Origin of the sequence: Pseudomonas sp. NPDC098747 (assembly GCF_044760045.1) — a bacterium.
Lineage (GTDB): Bacteria > Pseudomonadota > Gammaproteobacteria > Pseudomonadales > Pseudomonadaceae > Aquipseudomonas.
Genome location: NZ_JBIWAL010000018.1, coordinates 10,019 through 31,219, shown reverse-complemented (window position 1 = coordinate 31,219; position 21,201 = coordinate 10,019). Strand labels below are relative to the sequence as shown.

At 58.7% G+C, this 21,201-nt stretch carries 17 protein-coding genes and 1 pseudogene; 4 read left to right on the top strand and 14 right to left on the bottom strand.

The genetic code is table 11. The annotated features are described in order from the left end of the window. Nucleotides 1–66 precede the first annotated feature (66 nt). The 7 genes from sigX to ppsA form a co-directional block, all read right to left on the bottom strand. Nucleotides 67–630: an RNA polymerase sigma factor SigX gene (gene sigX / locus ACIQVE_RS13475; RefSeq protein ID WP_402808892.1), complete on the bottom strand. Its 564-nt coding sequence runs from the start codon at nt 628–630 to the stop codon at nt 67–69. Between the two features lie 90 nt (nt 631–720). After that, a complete protein-coding gene (locus ACIQVE_RS13470) occupies nt 721–1,545 on the bottom strand; it encodes a mechanosensitive ion channel domain-containing protein (RefSeq protein WP_402808888.1) in 825 nt (274 codons plus the stop codon). A 2-nt stretch (nt 1,546–1,547) separates the two neighbouring features. Then, on the bottom strand, nt 1,548–1,796 hold the full coding sequence (locus ACIQVE_RS13465; protein WP_008076827.1) for a hypothetical protein: 249 nt from the start codon (nt 1,794–1,796) through the stop codon (nt 1,548–1,550). 63 nt (nt 1,797–1,859) lie between these two features. After that, nucleotides 1,860–2,855 carry a zinc transporter ZntB gene (locus ACIQVE_RS13460; protein WP_402808884.1) on the bottom strand — a complete coding sequence of 332 codons (996 nt, stop codon included), beginning with the start codon at nt 2,853–2,855 and terminating at the stop codon, nt 1,860–1,862. A 21-nt stretch (nt 2,856–2,876) separates the two neighbouring features. After that, on the bottom strand, nt 2,877–3,368 hold the full coding sequence (gene rraA, locus ACIQVE_RS13455) for a ribonuclease E activity regulator RraA (RefSeq protein WP_100847899.1): 492 nt from the start codon (nt 3,366–3,368) through the stop codon (nt 2,877–2,879). 226 nt (nt 3,369–3,594) lie between these two features. Beyond that, nucleotides 3,595–4,584: an alpha/beta fold hydrolase gene (locus ACIQVE_RS13450; RefSeq protein WP_150616744.1), complete on the bottom strand. Its 990-nt coding sequence runs from the start codon at nt 4,582–4,584 to the stop codon at nt 3,595–3,597. A 186-nt stretch (nt 4,585–4,770) separates the two neighbouring features. After that, nucleotides 4,771–7,146, bottom strand: coding sequence for a phosphoenolpyruvate synthase (gene ppsA, locus ACIQVE_RS13445; RefSeq protein WP_402808879.1), 2,376 nt, complete (start codon nt 7,144–7,146; stop codon nt 4,771–4,773). A 174-nt stretch (nt 7,147–7,320) separates the two neighbouring features. Here ppsA and ACIQVE_RS13440 point away from each other — a divergent pair, with 174 nt between their 5' ends. Beyond that, nucleotides 7,321–8,139 (top strand): pyruvate, water dikinase regulatory protein, encoded by an 819-nt coding sequence (locus tag ACIQVE_RS13440; RefSeq protein WP_042558495.1) that lies wholly within the window; start codon nt 7,321–7,323, stop codon nt 8,137–8,139. Between the two features lie 120 nt (nt 8,140–8,259). Here the strand turns inward: ACIQVE_RS13440 and ACIQVE_RS13435 are convergent, their stop codons facing one another. Further along, nucleotides 8,260–9,669 (bottom strand): PLP-dependent aminotransferase family protein, encoded by a 1,410-nt coding sequence (locus ACIQVE_RS13435; protein ID WP_402808876.1) that lies wholly within the window; start codon nt 9,667–9,669, stop codon nt 8,260–8,262. 112 nt (nt 9,670–9,781) lie between these two features. On the opposite strand from ACIQVE_RS13435, the gene ACIQVE_RS13430 reads away from it, so the two are divergent. Continuing rightward, entirely contained in the window at nt 9,782–10,687 is a 906-nt protein-coding gene (locus tag ACIQVE_RS13430; RefSeq protein ID WP_402809037.1) for a DMT family transporter, read from the top strand. Here ACIQVE_RS13430 and prpD read toward each other — a convergent pair. From prpD to ACIQVE_RS13400, 6 genes are all read right to left on the bottom strand, one after another. Then, entirely contained in the window at nt 10,680–12,164 is a 1,485-nt protein-coding gene (gene prpD, locus ACIQVE_RS13425) for a 2-methylcitrate dehydratase (RefSeq protein ID WP_402808874.1), read from the bottom strand. The two genes, ACIQVE_RS13430 and prpD, sit on opposite strands and share 8 nt — an antisense overlap. Nucleotides 12,165–12,597: 433 nt before the next feature. Next, a complete protein-coding gene (prpF, locus tag ACIQVE_RS13420) occupies nt 12,598–13,788 on the bottom strand; it encodes a 2-methylaconitate cis-trans isomerase PrpF (RefSeq protein WP_402808871.1) in 1,191 nt (396 codons plus the stop codon). A 54-nt stretch (nt 13,789–13,842) separates the two neighbouring features. Then, nucleotides 13,843–16,437 (bottom strand): Fe/S-dependent 2-methylisocitrate dehydratase AcnD, encoded by a 2,595-nt coding sequence (gene acnD / locus ACIQVE_RS13415; RefSeq protein ID WP_402808869.1) that lies wholly within the window; start codon nt 16,435–16,437, stop codon nt 13,843–13,845. A gap of 204 nt (nt 16,438–16,641) precedes the next feature. Further along, nucleotides 16,642–17,769: a 2-methylcitrate synthase gene (gene prpC / locus ACIQVE_RS13410; RefSeq protein WP_402808866.1), complete on the bottom strand. Its 1,128-nt coding sequence runs from the start codon at nt 17,767–17,769 to the stop codon at nt 16,642–16,644. A gap of 140 nt (nt 17,770–17,909) precedes the next feature. Then, a complete protein-coding gene (gene prpB / locus ACIQVE_RS13405) occupies nt 17,910–18,803 on the bottom strand; it encodes a methylisocitrate lyase (RefSeq protein ID WP_402808864.1) in 894 nt (297 codons plus the stop codon). After that, nucleotides 18,800–19,522, bottom strand: a complete 723-nt coding sequence (locus ACIQVE_RS13400; RefSeq protein ID WP_402809035.1) for a GntR family transcriptional regulator — start codon at nt 19,520–19,522, stop codon at nt 18,800–18,802. Before ACIQVE_RS13400 ends, prpB begins: the two co-directional genes overlap by 4 nt. 292 nt (nt 19,523–19,814) lie before the next feature. Between ACIQVE_RS13400 and ACIQVE_RS13395 the strand changes: the two genes are divergently transcribed. After that, nucleotides 19,815–20,351, top strand: a complete 537-nt coding sequence (locus tag ACIQVE_RS13395; RefSeq protein ID WP_016983749.1) for an ATP-dependent zinc protease — start codon at nt 19,815–19,817, stop codon at nt 20,349–20,351. Nucleotides 20,352–20,356: 5 nt separating this feature from the next. Beyond that, nucleotides 20,357–21,201: pseudogene (locus tag ACIQVE_RS13390) on the top strand (UUP1 family membrane protein); the annotation flags it as partial.

Genomic DNA, 21,201 nt, shown 5'->3' with positions numbered 1-21,201 from the left:
AAAAAAACTTCAAAACACATAATAAATATTTGCTCTTAAATAAGATTCATCAATTCCTGAAAATAACTAAATCAATTTATCTAGAGCACGTTTGTAACGCATTTTTGTCGCACTCAATCCCATGTGCATGATGTCTGCGATCTCCTGAAATTCAAGCTCTGCAACGAATCGCAGCACCAGTATTTCGCGGTCAATCGGGTTCACATACACCAGCCAGCGATCAAGCCCGCCCTTGTCCTCGGGGTTTGGCGTCTTTTCTTCAGACGCTTCCTCGAGGGGGTCAAGACTCAATGCGTCCATCAAGCGACGCTTTCGCCGTTCTTTCCGATACTGCGTGATGCATTCGTTGTAAGTGATGCTGTACAGCCAGGTTTTGAACTTCGATTTCCCCTCGAAATTCTTCAGGCCATACAACACCTTCAACATCACTTCCTGACAGACATCGTCTGCGTCGCGATCGTTCCCAAGATATCTCGCGCAGACGTTAAATAATGTTCGCTGGTAACGCCGCATCAGTTCTTCATAGGCGCGCGTCACGTGAAACAGCTCGGTATGCGAGCGCGCGACCAACTCCTCATCAGAGAGCTCGCGGGGGTCGTAGCGCGTAGATAACGTTTGGGCTTTATTCAAAACAAGTCGTGCCGACAGTCAGGTCAATGTCCGCCGCGACCAGCTTCAGCTGGCATTTCGCGGCGGCATACATTAGCAGGGTTTGCCGGGTTAGCGGCTACTCACATGCTGTTCCAGCAGGATCCGATTGGAAAGAGAGACTAGCTCACCCTCATCGGTCAGCAATGTGGTTTTAACCGTGCCGATCTCTTCGATCTGGCCTTCGACCTCGCCAACACGCACTTGTTGCCCAACCTTGTACAACTCTAGCACATAGTTTCCCGCAAGAATGTGACGTTTAATGTTCTGGTTTGCCTTATCATTGGCCAGCGCAACCGCCAGACCAACGGTAATCAATACGATGACAATCACATGGTTCAGCAGGTCGGTCTTGACCTCAAGCTGACTGATCGCGACCGAGATACTGATGATAATCACCAGCCCCTGGGCGATTCGCCCCAACCCCGAAGCGTAGTCCAGGCCTACCCCTTCTGCCGCCCCACGCACCAGCCCGTTGGCCAGTTGCGCGAGTAAAACACCGACCAGCAACACCAGCGCGGCGCCGAATACTTTCGGCAAATACAGTGCCAGCATATCGAGCGTAGCTGAAACTCGCTCAAGTCCAAGGGACTCTGCTGCAGAAACCAGGAAAATCAGCAGAACGAACCAGTAAACGATCTTGCCGATCAATGTCGAAATCGGTACTTGCAGCCCGGCGCGCGACAGCAACTTGGTCAGCCCAGTGCCGCCCATCAGGCGATCAAGGCCCAATTTGGCCAGCAGTTTGGACAGCAAGGTATCGAGCAACTTGGCCACGACGAAACCCAACAGCAGCACAACCAGTGCGCCGAACAGGTTCGGGATGAAGTTGGCGACTTTGGTCCACAACGCAGTCATTGCAGTGACGAGGCTCTGAGTCCAGAGATCAAGTTCCATATTCAATCAGCCTTATCAGCAGTGCGAGCGGTAGGTTTACGAAGACGGGAAACCGGCGAGACATGAGCCGATCCATTATTCAGGGCGATCATCAGCGCGGGCAGCCAGCGGCCCAGCAGGCTGAACAGATCACCGGCGCCGACCTGGCGGTTGGCGGTTTTGAGTACGCGGCCCAGGCATGCGTCGTCGTCACGGCTGGACGGCGAGGCGTTGAGCATGTCGCGCAAAGACTGTTCAAACGGATCGTGCATACGCACCTCTCGTGATGTCTGTGAAAGACGCGGGCAGATTTGGTCGGGTCACATGCGGCATCTTCATACCCAGCGCAAACGACGGAATAACCACCATTGGCCGAAGGCCATGGCGAGCACCGTCAAGCAGGCGATCAGGAAACCATAAGGGCTGCTCGCGAACGGAATTCCGCCAACATTTATACCCAACAGACCCGTGATAAAACTCATCGGCAAAAAGATGCAGGTGATGATCCCGAAGCGGTACATCGTGCGATTCATGCGCACGCTCAAACGCCGGTCCTCTGCCTCCAGGACAAGCCCCACGCGCTCTCGGGTCAATTCGAGTTCTTCAAGATAGCGAGTCAGGCTGTTGTTCAATTCGTTCCAGTAATCGGCATCGTCATCGACAAACCACGGCAGTTTTATCCGCGTCAGTTGTCCGAAAATATCCCGCTGCGGAGCGAGAAACCGCTTCAGTCCGGCCGCCCTTCGACGGATGTGCAAAATCGATCCGTGCTCCGGGGTATACCGTTCGTCGGCATCCATTTTTTCTTCTTCCTCATCGGCGATTTCCGAGAGGCAAGTGACCAGATCCTGCACTTTATTAGTGAGGAATTGCGCTAGATAAAGGATCAGCTCGGACGAGGTTTTCGGGCCTTTGCCCTCCGCCAGAATCGTCAGCAGTTCATCGGTGGCCCGCAACGGGCGCAAACGCAGGGAAATTACACGCTGAGCAGAGGCGAAAATCCGCACCGAAACCATGTCTTCCGGTTCGGCACCCGGGTTGAGGTTGACCCCACGCAAAAACAGCAGCAACTCGGAATCCGGCAACGGCAACAGGCGCGGTCGAGTGTTCTCTTCCAGCAGCAGGTCGCAGGTGAATTCATTGAGGCCACTGGATTTACGCAGCCAGGTCTGAGTTTGCGGATGACTGCGATCCCAATGCAGCCAGAGGCTTTCATGCGCCTGCAACTGCAAATCGTCGAGTTCAGTCCGGGCTATCGAACGCGCACCGCCTCTACCGTCCAGCACCAGGGCATGCACCAGGCCCCATTGCGCGTTTTCTTCCTCGAACATCCTCATCCCTTTGTCAAAAGCTTATTCAGGCATCTTCAGCGGACTCGGCGAGATGATCACGCCGTTATTGTCCGCATAAATGTAGTGGCCCGGGTGGAACGTCACACCGGCAAAAGTTACTGGAACGTCAAGGTCGCCGAGCCCGCGCCTGTTGGACTTCCTCGGGTGGCTAGCAAGGGCCTGCACGCCCAGATCGGTCTGCGCGATGATATCGACGTCGCGGATGCAACCGTAGATCACCAGCCCTTCCCAACCGTTTTTCGCGGCTTTCTCGGCCAGCATGTCCCCCAGCAGGGCATGACGCAGCGAACCACCACCGTCGACCACCAGTACCTTGCCATTCCCTTTGAGCTCGACCTGCTCCTTGACCCGCGAGTTATCTTCGAAGCATTTGATGGTCACGATTTCGCCGCCGAATGAATCACGGCCGCCGAAATTGCTGAACATCGGTTCCAGCACCTGGACCAGCTCCGGATAGGCGTCGCACAGGTCAGGCGTGAGGTAATGGTTCATCGAAAAACTCCTGTAAAAAGGAAGACGATCAAGGATGACGCATTCTTGTGAGACGAGTTCCGGCAGTCGCTGTTTACCTTAGTTCATGCAAGGGTCGCTGAACGAACCTGAACAAACGCTGAAACGTAATAGCAAATCAGCCACAAAAGTGACCAGAACCGCACAATGCGTCATATCTTAGCCGCAAGCCGACCCGAACGAAATGGCCTTTTCAGCGCCTTTTAATTCAGACCGCCGCCGCCAGATCCGGCTTCTCGCCCAGTAACGGCGTGTGCTGATCGTTCAACCAGCGCGCCACCAGTGGCCACACTTGAGTCTGTGCAGCCTTGCTCACCAACATTTCGACATGGCCGAAATTATCGCTGAAGCCCTGCTCGCGCCCCAGATTGATGAACTGCTTGTGCTCAGAACCCATCTGTTCGAACAGCTTGCGACAAGCCCACGCAGGATCCTGATGATCCCCCGCCGCACTCACCGCCAGCACCGGCACCTGAACATCCGCCAGACCGGCCCACCAATCTTTGTCCTTGTCACCAAAACGGCCGAACAAGCCGTACCAGCGCATGCTTTCGATGGCCAGGCCGATGGGCTCATCTTCCGGCCCGCGCTTGAGGCGTGAGCCCGACAACTGCGCAAAACGCTTGAGAATGAAGCGACCGCTCCACTCCACTGGCGGAATTTTCAGCGGCCAGTAAGTGCGGCTGACTTGGGTACCAAAAAACGCCGCCGATGCCACGGCAGGTTCGCCCAGATACTCGCCACCGAGTGCGGCCGCCAGGGTTATGCCGCCCAGCGAGTGGCCGATCCAGTGCGGAACCTGCCCGCTCTGCTCACGCACGAACGCAGCAATTGCCGGCAGATCGTACCTGGCGTAGTCGGCAACACGGTTCCTGCGGTATTCCTCGTTGCGCTGCGATAAACCGTGGCCGCGCATCTCCGGAATCCACACGTCGAAGCCCAGCCGCGCCAAATAGGCGCCGAGCCCCAGGCCTTTGGGCGAGAACCAGAAGCGTCGGTTGGAAAAACTGCCGTGCAACAGAATGACCGGCACACCGCGCACCGCCGGTTCATCAGCCATGCCCAAACGGGTGACGGCGATCTCTACGGACCAGTCCGGGCTGTTGCCGGGTTTGAGACGATAAACGTCTTCGCTCAGATCGCCGCGCCGCTCGGCGCTGATCAGGGCGACAGGAAATAGGTTGCTGCTGCTTTGCATAATGCTCTTGCACAAAAAAGGGCGGCATCCACAGGAGCCCGCCCTACTTCAATCTCAAAGCCTCGCCCCTTGTGGGAGCGAGCTTGCTCGCGAAAGCGGTACATCTGTCGACATCGATGTTGAATGTCAGTCCGTCTTCGCGAGCAAGCTCGCTCCCACAGGGGCAGCGGCCCGTTCACATAACCATCAGGCCTGCGCTTGGCCTTCCGCGAGGAAGAACCACGTTTCCAGCACGGTGTCCGGGTTCAGCGACACGCTTTCGATGCCCTGCTCCATCAGCCAGCGAGCCAGATCCGGGTGGTCGGAAGGACCCTGACCGCAGATGCCGATGTATTTGCCGGCCTTGTTGCACGCCTGAATCGCGTTCGACAGCAGCTTCTTGACGGCCGGATTACGCTCGTCGAACAGGTGCGCGATGATCCCGGAGTCACGATCCAGCCCCAGCGTCAGCTGAGTCAGATCGTTGGAACCGATCGAAAAACCGTCGAAGAACTCGAGGAATTCTTCAGCCAGAATCGCGTTGGATGGCAGTTCGCACATCATGATCACGCGCAGACCGTTTTCGCCGCGCTTCAAGCCGTTCTCGGCCAGCAGATCGACAACCTGGCTGGCTTCGCCGAGGGTACGCACGAACGGCACCATGATTTCGACGTTGGTCAGGCCCATCTCGTTGCGCACGCGCTTCAGCGCGCGGCATTCGAGTTCGAAGCAGTCACGGAACGATTCGCTGATGTAACGCGAAGCGCCACGGAAGCCCAGCATCGGGTTTTCTTCTTCCGGCTCGTACAGCTTGCCGCCGATCAGGTTGGCGTATTCGTTGGACTTGAAGTCCGACAGACGCACGATGACCTTTTTCGGCGTAAACGCCGCTGCCAAGGTACTGATGCCTTCGACCAGTTTGTCGACATAGAAGCCAACCGGATCGTCGTAACCGGCAATACGCTTGTCGACGCTGTCCTTGATTTCCTGCGGCAGGCTGTCGTAGTTCAGCAGTGCTTTAGGGTGCACGCCGATCATGCGGTTGATGATGAATTCCAGACGGGCCAGGCCCACGCCGGCGTTCGGCAACTGCGCGAAGTCGAAGGCGCGGTCCGGGTTGCCGACGTTCATCATGATCTTGAACGGCAGATCAGGCATGGCGTCCACGGAGTTCTTCTTGATGTCGAAGCCCAGTTCACCTTCGAAGATGTAACCGGTGTCGCCTTCGGCGCAGGACACGGTCACACCCTGACCATCTTTGAGCAATTGGGTGGCGTTGCCGCAACCGACAACAGCTGGAATGCCCAGCTCACGGGCGATGATCGCCGCGTGGCAGGTACGCCCGCCACGGTTGGTCACGATGGCGCTGGCGCGCTTCATCACCGGTTCCCAGTCCGGGTCGGTCATGTCGGAAACCAGTACGTCGCCCGGCTGGACCTTGTCCATCTCGGACACGTCCTTGATGATCCGCACTTTACCGGCGCCGATGCGCTGGCCGATGGCGCGACCTTCAACCAGCACGGTGCCGGTTTCTTTCAACAGGTAACGTTCCATGACGTTGGCCTGGGTGCGGCTTTTCACGGTTTCCGGACGGGCCTGCACGATGTACAGCTTGCCGTCGTCACCGTCCTTGGCCCACTCGATGTCCATCGGGCACTGGTAGTGCTTCTCGATGATCATCGCCTGCTTGGCCAGTTCGCTGACTTCAGCGTCGGACAGACAGAAACGTGCGCGATCAGCCTTGTCGACATCGATGGTCTTGACCGACTTGCCGGCCGTGGCGACTTCGCCGTAGATCATCTTGATGGCTTTGCTGCCCAGGTTGCGACGCAGGATCGCCGGACGACCGGCCTCCAGCGTGCCCTTGTGTACGTAGAACTCGTCCGGATTCACCGCGCCTTGTACGACGGTTTCGCCCAGGCCATAAGCGCCGGTGATAAACACCACGTCACGGAAGCCGGATTCGGTATCGAGGGTGAACATCACGCCGGCGGTGCCGGTTTCCGAACGCACCATGCGCTGCACGCCGGCAGACAGGGCGACCAGTTTGTGGTCGAAGCCCTGATGCACGCGGTAGGAGATCGCACGGTCGTTGAACAAGGAGGCGAACACCTCTTTGGCGGCGCGGATAACGTTTTCCACACCACGGATGTTCAGGAAGGTTTCCTGCTGACCGGCGAAGGATGCGTCCGGCAAATCTTCGGCGGTGGCCGACGAACGCACGGCCACGGCCATGTCAGGGTTGCCGGCCGACAGCGCGGCGAACGCGGTGCGGATCTCGGCATTGAGTTTTTCCGGGAACTCGGCATCCATGATCCATTGACGGATCTGTGCGCCGGTCTTGGCCAGTGCGTTGATGTCATCAACGTCGAGTGCGTCGAGGGCCTGGTGGATCTGGTCGTTGAGGCCACTCAGTTCGAGGAAGTCGCGATAGGCCTGAGCGGTGGTGGCAAAGCCGCCGGGAACCGACACACCGGCACCCGCCAGATTGCTGATCATCTCGCCCAGGGATGCGTTCTTGCCCCCCACATGCTCAACATCGTGTTTGCCGAGCTTATCGAGGGAAACTACGTACTCTACCAAGGTGATCTCTCCACTAACTGTGTTGGAAAAGCTCAGAAACCGGCTGCTCGGGGGAGCGTTGGCCGATTGTATGGCCTGGACCTGGAAAATAAGTGAGAATGCTGGCCAATGGCGGCCGGCAAATCGCGCCTATCATATCCAAGAATCTTCATTAGTCTAAGGCCCAAGGTGCAAATGAAACGATCTGCTTTCTTTATCTCCGATGGCACCGGCATTACGGCCGAAACCCTGGGTCAAAGCCTCTTGGCGCAGTTCGAAAACATTACCTTCAGCAAATTCACGCGACCGTACATCGACAGCGTGGATAAAGCGCGGGCCATGGTACAACAAATCAACAAAGCCGCCGAAACCGACGGCTTTCGCCCGATCATCTTCGACACCATCGTCAATCAGGACATTCGTGAGATTCTCGCAACGTCCAATGGTTTCATGATCGACATTTTCTCGACCTTCCTCGCCCCGCTCGAGCAGGAATTGACCGAGCATTCGTCCTACACCGTCGGCAAGTCGCATTCGATCGGGCACAACTCCAATTACATGGAGCGGATCGAGGCGGTGAACTTCGCCCTCGACAACGATGACGGCGCCCGCACGCACTATTACGACAAGGCCGATCTGATACTAGTGGGTGTGTCGCGATGTGGTAAGACGCCGACGTGCCTGTACATGGCCATGCAGTTCGGTATCCGCGCGGCCAACTATCCGCTGACCGAAGACGACATGGAGCGTCTGCAACTGCCGCCCGCCCTGCGCGCCCATCAGCACAAGCTGTTCGGCCTGACCATCGACCCGGATCGCCTCACCGCAATCCGCAACGAGCGCAAACCCAACAGCCGCTATTCGAGCTACGCCCAGTGTGAATTCGAAGTGCGCGAAGTGGAAAACCTGTTTCGCCGCGAAAACATCCCGAACATCAATTCCACGCATTTTTCGGTGGAAGAGATTTCGGCGAAGATTTTGGTGGAGAAAGGGGTGGAGCGGCGGTTCAAGTAGTTTTGCGGTGTCTCGGCTAACGCCTTCGCGAGCAAGCTCGCTCCCACAGGGTTTTGTGGTGAATGCCAATCTGCAGGCACCCGAGAAACCTGTGGGAGCGAGCTTGCTCGCGAAGAACGATTACACGGTTTCTGTCAGGGCCCTGGCCAGAGCCTCAAAGCCCTCCAACAGCATCCGATCATCCCCGCTCGAATTACACACGCTCACCCGAATACACTGCGGCACCGCCGCATGCCCCACCGCAAACGCCTCGGCGGTTGCCACCAGGTAGTTGTTCTCCTTCAACTCCGCAGCAATTTGCGATGCCCGCCACAACTCCGGCACCTCTACCCAAAAGTGCGGACTGTAGGTGTGCGTCTTGTAGTTCAAACCCTCCAACGTTCCCACAACCAAGGCCTTGCGCCGGCCAATCTCGGTGATCTGCTCATCCAGCAAACGTTCGGCCATGCCGTTTTCGATCCACAGGCTCGCCACTTCCATCGACAGCGGATTGGCCATCCAGCACGTCGCACGAATGGCTGAACTGATGCGCCCGATCAACGCTTGCGGCGCGTGCAGATAACCGACTCGCAACCCGGCGGAAACAGCCTTGCTCAAACTACCGATCAACACCGAGCGCTCCGGGGCGAAGTAACTCAACGGCACCGGACGCTGGCGGTCGAGCACCGCGTGGGCTTCGTCTTCGATGATCAGCAGATTGTGCTGGCGACACACCTCGGCAATCGCCTCGCGCCGTGGGATCGACATCACCGCGGCTGTAGGATTCTGGATCGTCGGCGTGCAATACAAAGCCGCTACCCGATGCTGACGGCAAATGTCCTCCAGCGCCGACGGCAACAGTCCTTCGCCATCCATCGCGGCGCCGATGATTTTTATCCCGAGTTGGCGTGCGACGCTGATCAATCCGGGGTAGGACAAATGCTCGGTCACGACCGTGTCGCCGGCCTTGAGCAAAGCCATCAAGGCGCACAGCAAACCATGCTGACCACCGTTCACGCACAGCACCTGATCGGCGTGCGGCACGAAATTCCCGTGGCGCAACCAGACCGCTCCCGCCACGCGATGGCGCGCCAATCCGCCTTCTGCGGTGTAACCGGTCAAGTGCTGTAACAAGCCGGGATCATTGGCCAGGTCGACCAGACATTCGCGCATGAACACTGCTTCCTGGCCTGGGATCGGCTGGTTGCGACTCATGTCGAAACAGGCTGGCGGCTCGTCGCTGACATTGCGAAAGCCTTTGTCCTGCGGCCGTTCCATCCCGCGCTGACGCACATAAGTGCCATCTCCTACGCGGGCCACGACTAATCCGACACGCTCCAGCTCGCCGTAAGCACGGCTGATGGTGCCGATGGTGACGCCAAGACTATCGGCCAACAGTCTGTGGGGTGGCAGCTTGCAACCTGCCTCGATAACGCCCTCGCCGATGGCCTGTTCGACCGCATCGGCCAGGCGTTTGTACTTGACGCCTACGCCATGGGCGAGACCGTCACGAAGGATTGACACCATGGCAATACTTGCTTTGACACTCATTCTCGCCCCGAATAGCGTATTGAAAACAGGTTCAATCAGGAATAGACCTTTTCAGTGATGAGGTCAATTCCCCGCTCGGAGCACCAGCATGTCGACCGCCGTCAGCTCACCGATGAACATCAGCAAACCCTGGCTTGCCGGATTGATCACCAGCAGCCTGTTTCTCATCGTTTGTCTGAGTTGGGGCACCACATGGCTGGGGATCAAGATTGCCGTGGAAAGTGTGCCTCCACTGACCGCTGCTGGCCTGCGCTTTCTGATTGCGTTCCCGCTGTTCCTCAGCTTCGCTGTGTTGCGCAAGGAACCCCTGCTGTTTCCGCGACAAAGTCGCTGGTTTTTTGTGTTCGTCACGTTGTCGTATTTCAGCCTGCCGTACTACCTGCTCAACTATGGCGAGATGCACGTGTCGTCTGGCCTGACGGCGCTGCTGTTCAGTTGCATGCCGGTGTTTATCCTGCTGTTTTCCGCAATATTTCTGCGCGAGAAAATCTATCCGTCGCAAATGCTCGGCATCGCCATCGGTTTCGCCAGTCTGTTCATGATTATCCGCAGCCAGGGCTTGCATCTGGATCAGGCGGAATGGCTTGGTGTGCTGGCGATTCTCTGCGCAGCCGTCATGCATGCGTTGTGCTACGTGGTGACGAAAAAACACGGCAGCGCCATCAGCGTGATCACCTACAACACGCTGCCGATCGGCATCGCCGGGCTGATGTTATTTATTGTCGGATTGAGCTTCGAAGCGCCAAGATTCCAGGACGTGACCGCGCGCTCATGGGGTGCCCTGCTCTATCTCGGGCTGGTGGCGTCGGTGGGTGGTTTCATCGTTTATTTTTTGCTGCTTAAACGCCTGAGCCCGATCATTCTGTCGTTCGTGTTTATCATTTTTCCGCTATTCGCCGTGATCATCGGCGCCTGGTACGAGGGCCAAACCCTGTCCCGGGAGCTGATGATCTATTCGGCGATTCTGCTGAGCGGTTTTGCGATCACCAAACTGCCCGTGGAAAAATGGTTCAGATGACGAACAGGTCGACGAAGCGGTTGACCGGCGTCGCTTCAAGCAGTGCCTGATCTTTGCACAGCGCCAAGATCTCGGCGCTGCGCTGGCCGGTGAAGCGCGTTGCCAGGTTGGCCTTGAACTTGTCTTCCAGCAAAGGAATGCCCTGCGCACGGCGGCGGCGATGGCCGATCGGGTATTCCACCACGACGTTGTCGGTACTGCTGCCGTCCTTGAAAAAAACCTGCACGGCGTTGGCAATCGAGCGCTTGTCGGCTTCGAGGTATTCGCGGGTGAAGCGCGGCTCTTCAACGATGAGCATTTTCTCGCGCAGCACATCAATGATCGGATGCGCGTTATGGAAATCGTCCTCGTACTGCTCGGCGACCAGATTGCCGAAGGCCAGCGGCACGGCGGTCATGTATTGAATGCAGTGATCGCGGTCGGCAGCGTTGGCCAGCGGCCCGACCTTGGAAATGATGCGGATCGCCGATTCGTGGGTGGTGATGACGATCCGGTCGATTTCGTGCAGTCGATTGCGCACTTGTGGATGCAACGTCACCGCTGCCTCACACGCAGTTTGCGCGTGGAACTCGGCGGGAAAGCTGATCTTGAACAGGACGTTTTCCATCACATAACTGCCGAATGGCCGCGAGAAAGCGAAGGCGCGTTTGTCTTCCGGCTTCAACGCAAGATCGCTGTTGGTGTGGCTGAACAGTACATCGTAAAAGCCCCACTGTTTGGCACTCAACACACCGGGAATACCCATTTCGCCGCGCATGGCGATATCGGCCAGACGCACGCCGCGACTTGACGCATCCCCTGCCGCCCAGGATTTTCGCGAGCCGGCATTCGGTGCATGACGATAGGTGCGCAGGGCTTGCCCATCGGCGAATGCATGGGACAGCGCCGACAACATCTGCTCGCGATTGGCGCCCATCAGTTTGGCGGTCACGGCGGTCGAGGCGACTTTCACCAGAATGACGTGATCGAGTCCTACGCGGTTGAAGGAGTTTTCCAGGGCAATGACGCCCTGAATCTCGTGGGCCATGATCATCGCTTCCAGCACATCGCGAATCGTCAGCGCGGCTTCAGCGTTGGCCAAGCGCTTCTGCGAGAGGTGATCGGCCACCGCGAGTATTGCACCGAGGTTGTCCGACGGATGCCCCCACTCGGCGGCGAGCCAGGTGTCGTTGTAGTCGAGCCAGCGCACGATGCAGCCGATATCCCACGCCGCTTTTACCGGGTCGAGGCGAAAACTGGTGCCGGGGACTCGGGCGCCAAACGGCACGACGGTGCCTTCGACGAGGGGACCAAGGTGCTTGGTGCATTCGGGAAAACGCAGCGCCAGCAGACCGCAACCCAGCGTGTCCATCAGGCAGTGGCGGGCGGTGTTGAGGGCTTCGGTGGATTCAACTTTGAAGGTCAGGACGTAGTCGGCGATGTCCTGCAGGACACGGTCGTAGTAGGGGCGGTTGTTCAGGTCGACGTTGGCGCTCATTGCAGTTCTCCTGTTCGGGATATGAGTGGTGCGATCTTCCTCTGGGCTTGGTTGCGGTTGTGATGCAGGTCTGTGGTGCCTGCTGGTTTTGTGTTTCGTCAGGGGTAAGGCCCTCACCCTAGCCCTCTCCCAGAGGTAGAGGGGACTGATCGGGGGATATTTCAGAAGTACGCCGACCTGAAAGGGTTTTGCCGAATCCATAATCAATCGACTCGGTCTTTCAGGTCGATGTACCACGCCAGACGCCTCGGTCGGCCCCCTCTCCCCCCCGGGAGCGGCCGACTGGGGGTTGCTGATGAAGTTCATCGACCTGCAAGTGCTTTACCGAATCCATAATCGACTCGGTCTTTCAGGTCGATGTAAAACCTCAGACACCTCGGTCGGCCCCCTCTCCCTCCGGGAGAGGGCTGGGGTGAGGGTAAAAGTTCTCGAATCAGAACGAATCGCCGGGGACACGAACATAGCCTTCCATCAGGACGCGGGCACTGCGGCTCATGATGGCTTTTTTTACCACCCACTCGCCGTTTTCCAGAGTCGCCTCGGCGCCGACGCGTAACGTGCCGGAAGGATGACCAAAACGCACGGCGCTGCGTTCAACGCCACCCGCCGCAAGATTCACCAGAGTCCCGAGAATCGCCGCCGCCGTGCCGATTGCTACCGCAGCCGTGCCCATCATCGCGTGGTGCAGCTTGCCCATCGACAACGCACGCACCAGCAAATCAACGTCACCGGCAGCAATCGCTTTACCGCTGGACGCCACGTAATCCGCAGGCTTGGCCACGAACGCGACTTTCGGCGTGTGTTGGCGCTTGGCCGCTTCATCGAGATTCGAGATCAGGCCCATGCGCAACGCGCCATAAGCGCGGAGGGTCTCGAACATCTGCAAGGCTTTCGGATCGCTGTTGATCGCACTTTGCAGTTCGGTGCCGGTGTAACCAATGTCTTCGGCGTTGACGAAAATCGTCGGAATCCCCGCATTGATCATGGTCGCCTTGAACGTGCCAACGCCCGGCACCTCCAGCTCATCGATCAGGTTGCCGGTAGGAAACATCGAGCCACCGCCACCCTCTTCTTCTGCCGCAGGGTCCATGAACTCAACCTGCACTTCGGCCGCTGGAAAGGTCACGCCGTCGAGTTCAAAATCTCCGGTTTCCTGCACTTCACCGTTAGTGATCGGCACGTGGGCGATGATGGTTTTGCCGATATTGGCCTGCCATACGCGCACCACCGCGACACCGTTGTGCGGAATGCGGCTGGCGTCGACCAGGCCATTGCTGATCGCAAACGAACCGACCGCGGCCGACAGGTTGCCGCAGTTGCCACTCCAGTCCACGAACGGCTTGTCGATGGAGACCTGGCCGAACAGGTAATCGACGTCGTGATCAGCCTTGCTGCTTTTCGACAGGATCACGGTTTTGCTGGTGCTTGAAGTGGCGCCGCCCATGCCGTCGATCTGCTTGTCGTACGGGTCGGGGCTGCCGATCACGCGCAGCAGCAAGGCGTCGCGGGCGGGGCCTGGAACCTGCGCCACTTCAGGCAAATCTTTCAGGCTGAAGAACACGCCTTTGCTGGTGCCACCGCGCATGTAGGTGGCGGGGATTTTGATCTGGGGAACGTGAGCCATGGTGCTCCTTAACGAAAGCATGGGACGTGAAGCCCCATGCCCACATCAATTGATTTAAACGGCAACCGCCGACTCTTCAAGGAAGTCCTGAGCGAAGCGCTGCAACACGCCGCCGGCCTCGTAGATCGACACTTCTTCAGCGGTATCGAGGCGGCAAGTCACCGGCACTTCAACGCGCTCGCCATTCTTGCGATGAATCACCAGCGTTAGATCAGCGCGCGGCTTACGCTCGCCAATCACGTCGTAGGTTTCGCTGCCGTCGATGGCCAGGGTGTGACGGTCGGTGCCCGCTTTGAACTCCAGCGGCAACACGCCCATGCCCACCAGGTTGGTGCGGTGAATTCGCTCGAAACCTTCCGCGGCAATCGCCTCGACCCCCGCCAGACGCACTCCTTTGGCCGCCCAGTCGCGGGACGAGCCCTGACCGTAGTCGGCGCCGGCGATGATGATCAGCGGCTGCTTGCGCTCCATGTAGGTTTCGATGGCTTCCCACATGCGCATCACTTTGCCTTCCGGCTCGACACGCGCCAGCGAACCCTGTTTGACCTTGCCGTTTTCCACGACCATTTCGTTGAACAGTTTCGGGTTGGCGAACGTCGCACGCTGGGCGGTCAAGTGGTCGCCACGGTGCGTTGCGTAGGAGTTGAAGTCCTCTTCTGGCAGGCCCATTTTCGCCAGGTACTCGCCGGCGGCGCTGTCGAGCATGATCGCGTTCGAGGGCGACAGGTGATCGGTGGTGATGTTGTCCGGCAGTACCGCCAGCGGGCGCATGCCCTTGAGCGGACGTGCGCCGGCCAGTGCGCCTTCCCAGTACGGCGGCCGGCGAATATAGGTGCTCATCTCGCGCCAGTCGTACAGCGGCGTGACTTTCGGGCCGGTGTCTTCATGGATGGCGAACATCGGGATGTAGACCTGACGGAACTGCTCAGGCTTGACCGAAGACTTCACCACGGCGTCGATTTCTTCGTCGCTCGGCCAGATGTCTTTGAGGCGGATTTCCTTGCCGTCGACCACGCCCAGTACATCCTTTTCGATGTCGAAACGGATGGTCCCGGCGATGGCATACGCGACCACCAATGGCGGCGAAGCGAGGAAGGCTTGCTTGGCGTACGGGTGGATGCGGCCGTCGAAGTTGCGGTTGCCCGAGAGTACGGCAGTCGCATACAGATCGCGGTCGATGATTTCTTGCTGGATCACCGGATCCAGTGCGCCGGACATACCGTTGCACGTGGTGCAGGCGAACGCCACGATGCCGAAACCGAGCTGTTCCAGTTCAGTGGTCAGCCCCGCTTCATCGAGGTAAAGCGCCACGGTTTTCGAACCCGGCGCCAGCGACGATTTGACCCACGGCTTGCGCGTCAGACCGAGCTTGTTGGCGTTGCGCGCGATCAGGCCGGCGGCAATCACGTTGCGCGGGTTGCTGGTGTTGGTGCAACTGGTGATCGCAGCGATGATCACCGCGCCGTCAGGCATTTGCCCCGGCACATCATCCCACTGACCAGAGATGCCTTTGGCCGCCAGATCCGAGGTTGCCACGCGAGCATGCGGGTTGCTTGGGCCGGCCATGTTGCGCACTACCGACGACAAGTCGAAGGTCAGACCGCGCTCGTATTGCGCGCCTTTGAGGCTGTCAGCCCACAGGCCGGTAGTCTTGGCATAGTGCTCGACAAGCTGCACTTGCTGGTCTTCACGACCGGTGAGCTTGAGGTAATCGATGGTCTGCTGATCGATGTAGAACATCGCAGCGGTGGCGCCGTACTCCGGGGCCATGTTGGAGATGGTGGCGCGGTCGCCGAGGGTCAGCTTTGATGCGCCTTCACCGAAGAACTCCAGCCATGCGCCGACGACTTTCTGCTTGCGCAGGTATTCGGTCAGCGCCAGCACCATATCGGTGGCGGTGATGCCCGGTTGCAGCTTGCCCGTCAGTTCGACGCCGACGCTTTCCGGCAGGCGCATCCACGACGCGCGGCCGAGCATCACGCTCTCCGCTTCGAGGCCGCCGACGCCAATGGCGATCACGCCCAGCGCATCGACGTGCGGGGTGTGGCTGTCGGTGCCGACGCAAGTGTCGGGGAACGCCACACCGTCGCGCACCTGAATCACCGGAGACATTTTCTCCAGGTTGATCTGGTGCATGATGCCGTTGCCCGGCGGGATCACGTCGACGTTCTTGAAGGCTTTTTTGGTCCAGTTGATGAAGTGGAAACGGTCTTCGTTACGACGGTCTTCGATGGCGCGGTTTTTCTCGAATGCCTGCGCATCAAAGCCTCCCGCCTCTACGGCCAGCGAGTGGTCGACGATCAGTTGCGTCGGCACCACCGGATTGACTTGCGCAGGGTCGCCGCCCTGCAAGGCAATCGCGTCACGCAGACCGGCAAGGTCGACCAGTGCGGTTTGACCGAGAATGTCGTGGCAGACAACGCGCGCCGGAAACCAGGGGAAATCGAGGTCGCGTTTGCGCTCGATAAACTGCTTCAGGGATTCGGTCAGCGTGGCCGGGTCGCAGCGACGCACCAGGTTTTCCGCCAGCACGCGCGAGGTGTACGGCAGGGTGTCATAGGCGCCGGGCTGGATCGCATCAACAGCCGCACGGACGTCGAAGTAATCCAGCGGAGTGCCGGGCAGGTTCTTGCGAAATTCTGTGTTCATCGGTCGGGACTCGGATCACGGTGGTTGCAAAGGGTGGGCCTGTCACCGACCTCGAAATTTACACTGAACCCTGTGGGAGCTGGCTTGCCAGCGATAGCGGTGGGTCAGCCGGCATTGATGTCGGATATGACTCAGTCATCGCTGGCAAGCCAGCTCCCACAGGGATTTAAGTGAACTTCGAGATCAGTGTTCAGCCCTCCCCATTCAGCGACGTTCGATTGGCACGAACTTGCGCTGTTCAACGCCGACGTATTCGGCGCTCGGGCGGATGATGCGGTTGTTGGCGCGCTGTTCGAACACGTGCGCGGCCCAGCCGGTCAGGCGCGAGCAGACGAAGATCGGCGTGAACAGCTTGGTCGGGATGCCCATGAAGTGGTACGCCGAGGCATGGTAGAAGTCGGCGTTCGGGAACAGTTTCTTCTGCTCCCACATGGTCTTGTCGATGGCTTCGGAAACTGCGAACAGCACCTTGTCACCGACTTCATCAGCAAGCTTCTTCGCCCAGCCCTTGATCACCTCGTTGCGCGGATCGCTGTCCTTATAGATCGCGTGGCCAAAGCCCATGATCTTGTCTTTGCGCTCAAGCATGCCGAGGGTGCCTTTGATCGCGTCTTCCGGCGACGAAAAGCGCTCGATCATTTCCATCGCTGCTTCGTTGGCGCCGCCGTGAAGCGGACCGCGCAGCGAACCGATGGCCGCAGTGACGCAGGAATACAGATCGGACAGGGTCGACGCGCAAACACGGGCGGTGAAGGTCGAGGCGTTGAATTCGTGTTCGGCGTAGAGAATCAGCGACACGTTCATCACTTTGACGTGCAGTTCGCTTGGCTTCTTGTCGTGCAGAAGGTGCAGGAAGTGGCCGCCGATGGATTGTTCATCGGTCACGCAGTTGATGCGTTTGCCATCGTGGCTGAAGCGATACCAGTAGCACATGATCGCCGGGAAAGCCGCCAGCAGACGGTCGGTTTTGTCCTGTTGCTCGGCGAAGTCTTTCTCCGGCTCGATGTTGCCAAGGAACGAGCAACCGGTGCGCATCACGTCCATCGGATGGGCGTCGGCGGGGATGCGTTCCAGCACTTCTTTCAGCGCTTGCGGCAGGTCGCGCAGCTTGCTCAGTTTGCCTTGGTAAGCGTCGAGTTGGGCCCGGGTCGGCAATTCACCGTACAGCAGCAGGTACGCCACTTCTTCAAATTGCGCATCGGCTGCGAGTTCGCGCACGTCGTAGCCGCGATAGGTCAGCCCGGCACCGGCCTGGCCCACGGTGGACAGTGCGGTTTGCCCGGCAACCTGGCCCCGGAGCCCGGCGCCACTGAGTACTTTTGCTTCGGCCATTGTTTTCTCCAATTTTTTTGAATTTGTATGGAAAACTTGTGGGAGCGAGCTTGCTCGCGAAAGCGCTGGATCAGTCGACATCAATGTTGGATGTCAGTCCGTCTTCGCGAGCAAGCTCGCTCGCTCCCACAGGGTCTGGTTCAGCCTTTCTTTTGTGCAAACAACGCATCGAGCTTCTGCTCGAACGTGTGGTAATCGATGCGATCGTAGAGCTCCATGCGAGTCTGCATGGTGTCGATGACATTCTGCTGCGTACCGTCGCGGCGGATCGCGGTGTAGACATTTTCCGCAGCCTTGTTCATCGCGCGGAACGCCGACAGCGGATACAGCACCAGCGACACATCTGCCCCCGCCAGTTGCTCGGTGGTGTACAGCGGCGTCGAGCCGAACTCGGTGATGTTGGCCAGAATCGGTGCTTTCACGCGGTTGGCGAACAGCTTGTACATGTCCAGTTCAGTAATGGCTTCCGGGAAAATCATGTCGGCGCCCGCCTCGATGCACGCTGCAGCGCGATCCAGTGCCGACTCCAGACCTTCAACGGCCAGCGCGTCAGTACGCGCCATGATCACGAAGCTGTCGTCGGTGCGAGCATCGACGGCAGCCTTGATGCGGTCGACCATTTCCTGCTGGCTGACGATTTCTTTATTAGGACGATGGCCGCAGCGCTTGGCGCCGACCTGGTCTTCGATGTGAATCGCCGCCGCGCCAAACTTGATCATCGACTTGACGGTGCGCGCCACGTTGAACGCCGACGAACCGAAACCGGTGTCGACATCCACCAGCAGCGGCAAATCGCAGACGTCGGTGATGCGCCGTACATCGGTGAGCACGTCATCCAGACCGGTGATACCCAGATCCGGCACGCCGAGTGAACCTGCGGCCACCCCGCCACCGGACAGGTAGATCGCCTTGAAACCGGCACGTTTGGCCAGCAGCGCGTGGTTGGCGTTGATCGCGCCGACCACCTGCAAAGGGTGCTCGCTGGCGACCGCATCGCGGAAACGCTGGCCTGGAGTGTTCTGCTTGGAACTCATGACTCACCTCGTTCAGTGGCTGTCTTATTGTGGGCGCCGTCCTGGTAATGACGGGCGATGTTGCGTTTCGAGGCGCCGATGTGACGGCGCATCAACAATTCCGCGAGTTCGCCGTCACGGTCGGCGATGGCGTCGAGAATCCGGTGGTGTTCGGCGAAGGCCTGGCGCGGGCGGTTCGGCGTGGTCGAGAACTGGATGCGGTACATGCGCACCAGTTGATAGAGCTCGCCGCAGAGCATCTGCGTCAGCGTGCGGTTGCCGCTGCCCTGAATGATGCGGTAGTGGAAGTCGAAATCGCCTTCCTGCTGGTAGTAACCGACGCCTGCCTGAAACGCCGCGTCGCGCTCGTGGGTTTCCAGCACCCGACGCAGTTCGTCGATTTCTTCGACGCTCATGCGTTCAGCCGCCAGACGGCAGGCCATGCCTTCAAGGGATTCACGGATTTCGTAGAGTTCCAGCAACTCGGCATGGCTCAGCGATACCACTCGGGCGCCGACGTGCGGCACACGCACCAGCAGGCGCTGACCTTCCAGGCGGTGGATAGCCTCACGCAGCGGCCCACGGCTGATGCCGTAAGTGCGCGCCAGTTCCGGCTCGGAGATCTTGCTGCCCGGAGCAATCTCGCCTCTGACGATGGCCGCCTGAATGCGTCGAAAGACGTTTTCCGAGAGTGTCTCGGAATCGTCGCCGCTGATGACCGGGGGTTCGAGCTGATCCAGCATGATTGTCGACACCTTGAAATCCAATGCGGCAAAAACTAGCCAATTCAGCCGCATCAGTCAAAGGATAAATAGATATTGTCGACAATCGTCTAATAACAGCCCACAACTGCCCCAAGGGTTATAGACCCGTGCGGGCGCTGGCGCCATAAAACCACCGTGCTAGAATGCCGCCCGCATTTGCTGGCCATTTGTACGGCTTGTCATAAAAAGCTGATAGGCACACGAAGGGACTTGCGCAAGTTTTTGCCAGGCACCTGAACCGAAAACGGAACGCTGCGCACCAGGATTTATGAGACTCAAGCCTTTTCCCACATTCTTCGCCCTGTTTTGCCTGCCCGGCCTTGCCGCTGCGGGAGAAAAAACCGTGTACGGCCTCAACGAATACGCTTCGCTTGACGGCATCAATCTGGAAGTCGCGGCTAAACTCGACACCGGCGCGAAAACCGCCTCGCTGAGTGCCCGCGATATCAAACGCTTCAAACGCAACGGTGAGTCCTGGGTACGTTTCTACCTGGCGATCGACGCCGCGCATTCGCACCCGATCGAACGGCCACTGGCCCGGGTCAGCAAGATCAAGCGCCGTGCCGGCGACTACGACCCGGAAGAAGGCAAAAAGTACACCGCACGCCCGGTCATCGAGCTGGATATCTGCATGGGTTCAGCAATGCGCAGCATCGAAGTGAACCTGACCGACCGAAGTGCGTTCCAATATCCGCTTTTGATCGGCTCCGAGGCGCTGAAACGCTTCGACGCGCTGGTCGACCCAAGCCTTAAATACGCTGCAGGCAAACCCGCTTGCACCATCGCCGCTCATACCGCCGAGTAATTTCCATGCGTTCTCTAACCTTCCACCTGAAAATCCTGATCACCATTCTGGTGCTCCTGGGCGTTTCGGTTACGGCCTATCAGATTTTCGTGCTCGGCATCCCGGTGACCGAAGACGCCACCGACGACTTGTGGAACATCGACGCCAAGGTCGAGTTCGTCGCCAGCACCAAGGATCCGGTGAAAATCCAGATGTTCGTGCCGCCACTGAGCCGCGATTACGTCAGCCTCAACGAGAGCTTCATCTCCAATAATTACGGCGTGGCAGTGAACCGCGTCGACGGCAACCGCAAGGTGACCTGGTCGGCGCGCCGCGCCAAGGGCAATCAGACCCTTTATTACCGTCTGGTGCTGACCAAGCGTTACACCGCAGAAAAAACCAAGATCAAAGGCCCGACCTTCCGCGACAGCATGGTCATCGAAGGCCCGGAAAAAATCGCCGCCGAATCGCTGCTCGCGCCGATTCGTCAGCACTCGGCCGATGTCGAAACCTTTATTGGCGAGGCGATCAAACGCGTCAACAACGTTAACGACGACAACGTGAAATTGCTGCTGGCTGGCGATCTATCGACCCCGCACAAAGCCAAAATCGTCGAACTGCTGCTGTCCATCGCCCACGTCCCGGTGGAAAAAGTCCACACCATCCGCCTCGTCGCCGATCAGCCGCAAACGCCTGAACTGTGGCTGCGCAGCTTCAACGGCACCGACTGGCTGTACTTCAACCCGGAAACCGGCGAACAGGGCCTGCCAACCGACCGCCTGCTGTGGTGGACCGGCGATGAAAACCTGATCACCGTCGACGGCGGCAAGAAAGCCAACGTGACCTTCAGCCTGAACAACAGCAGCTGCCG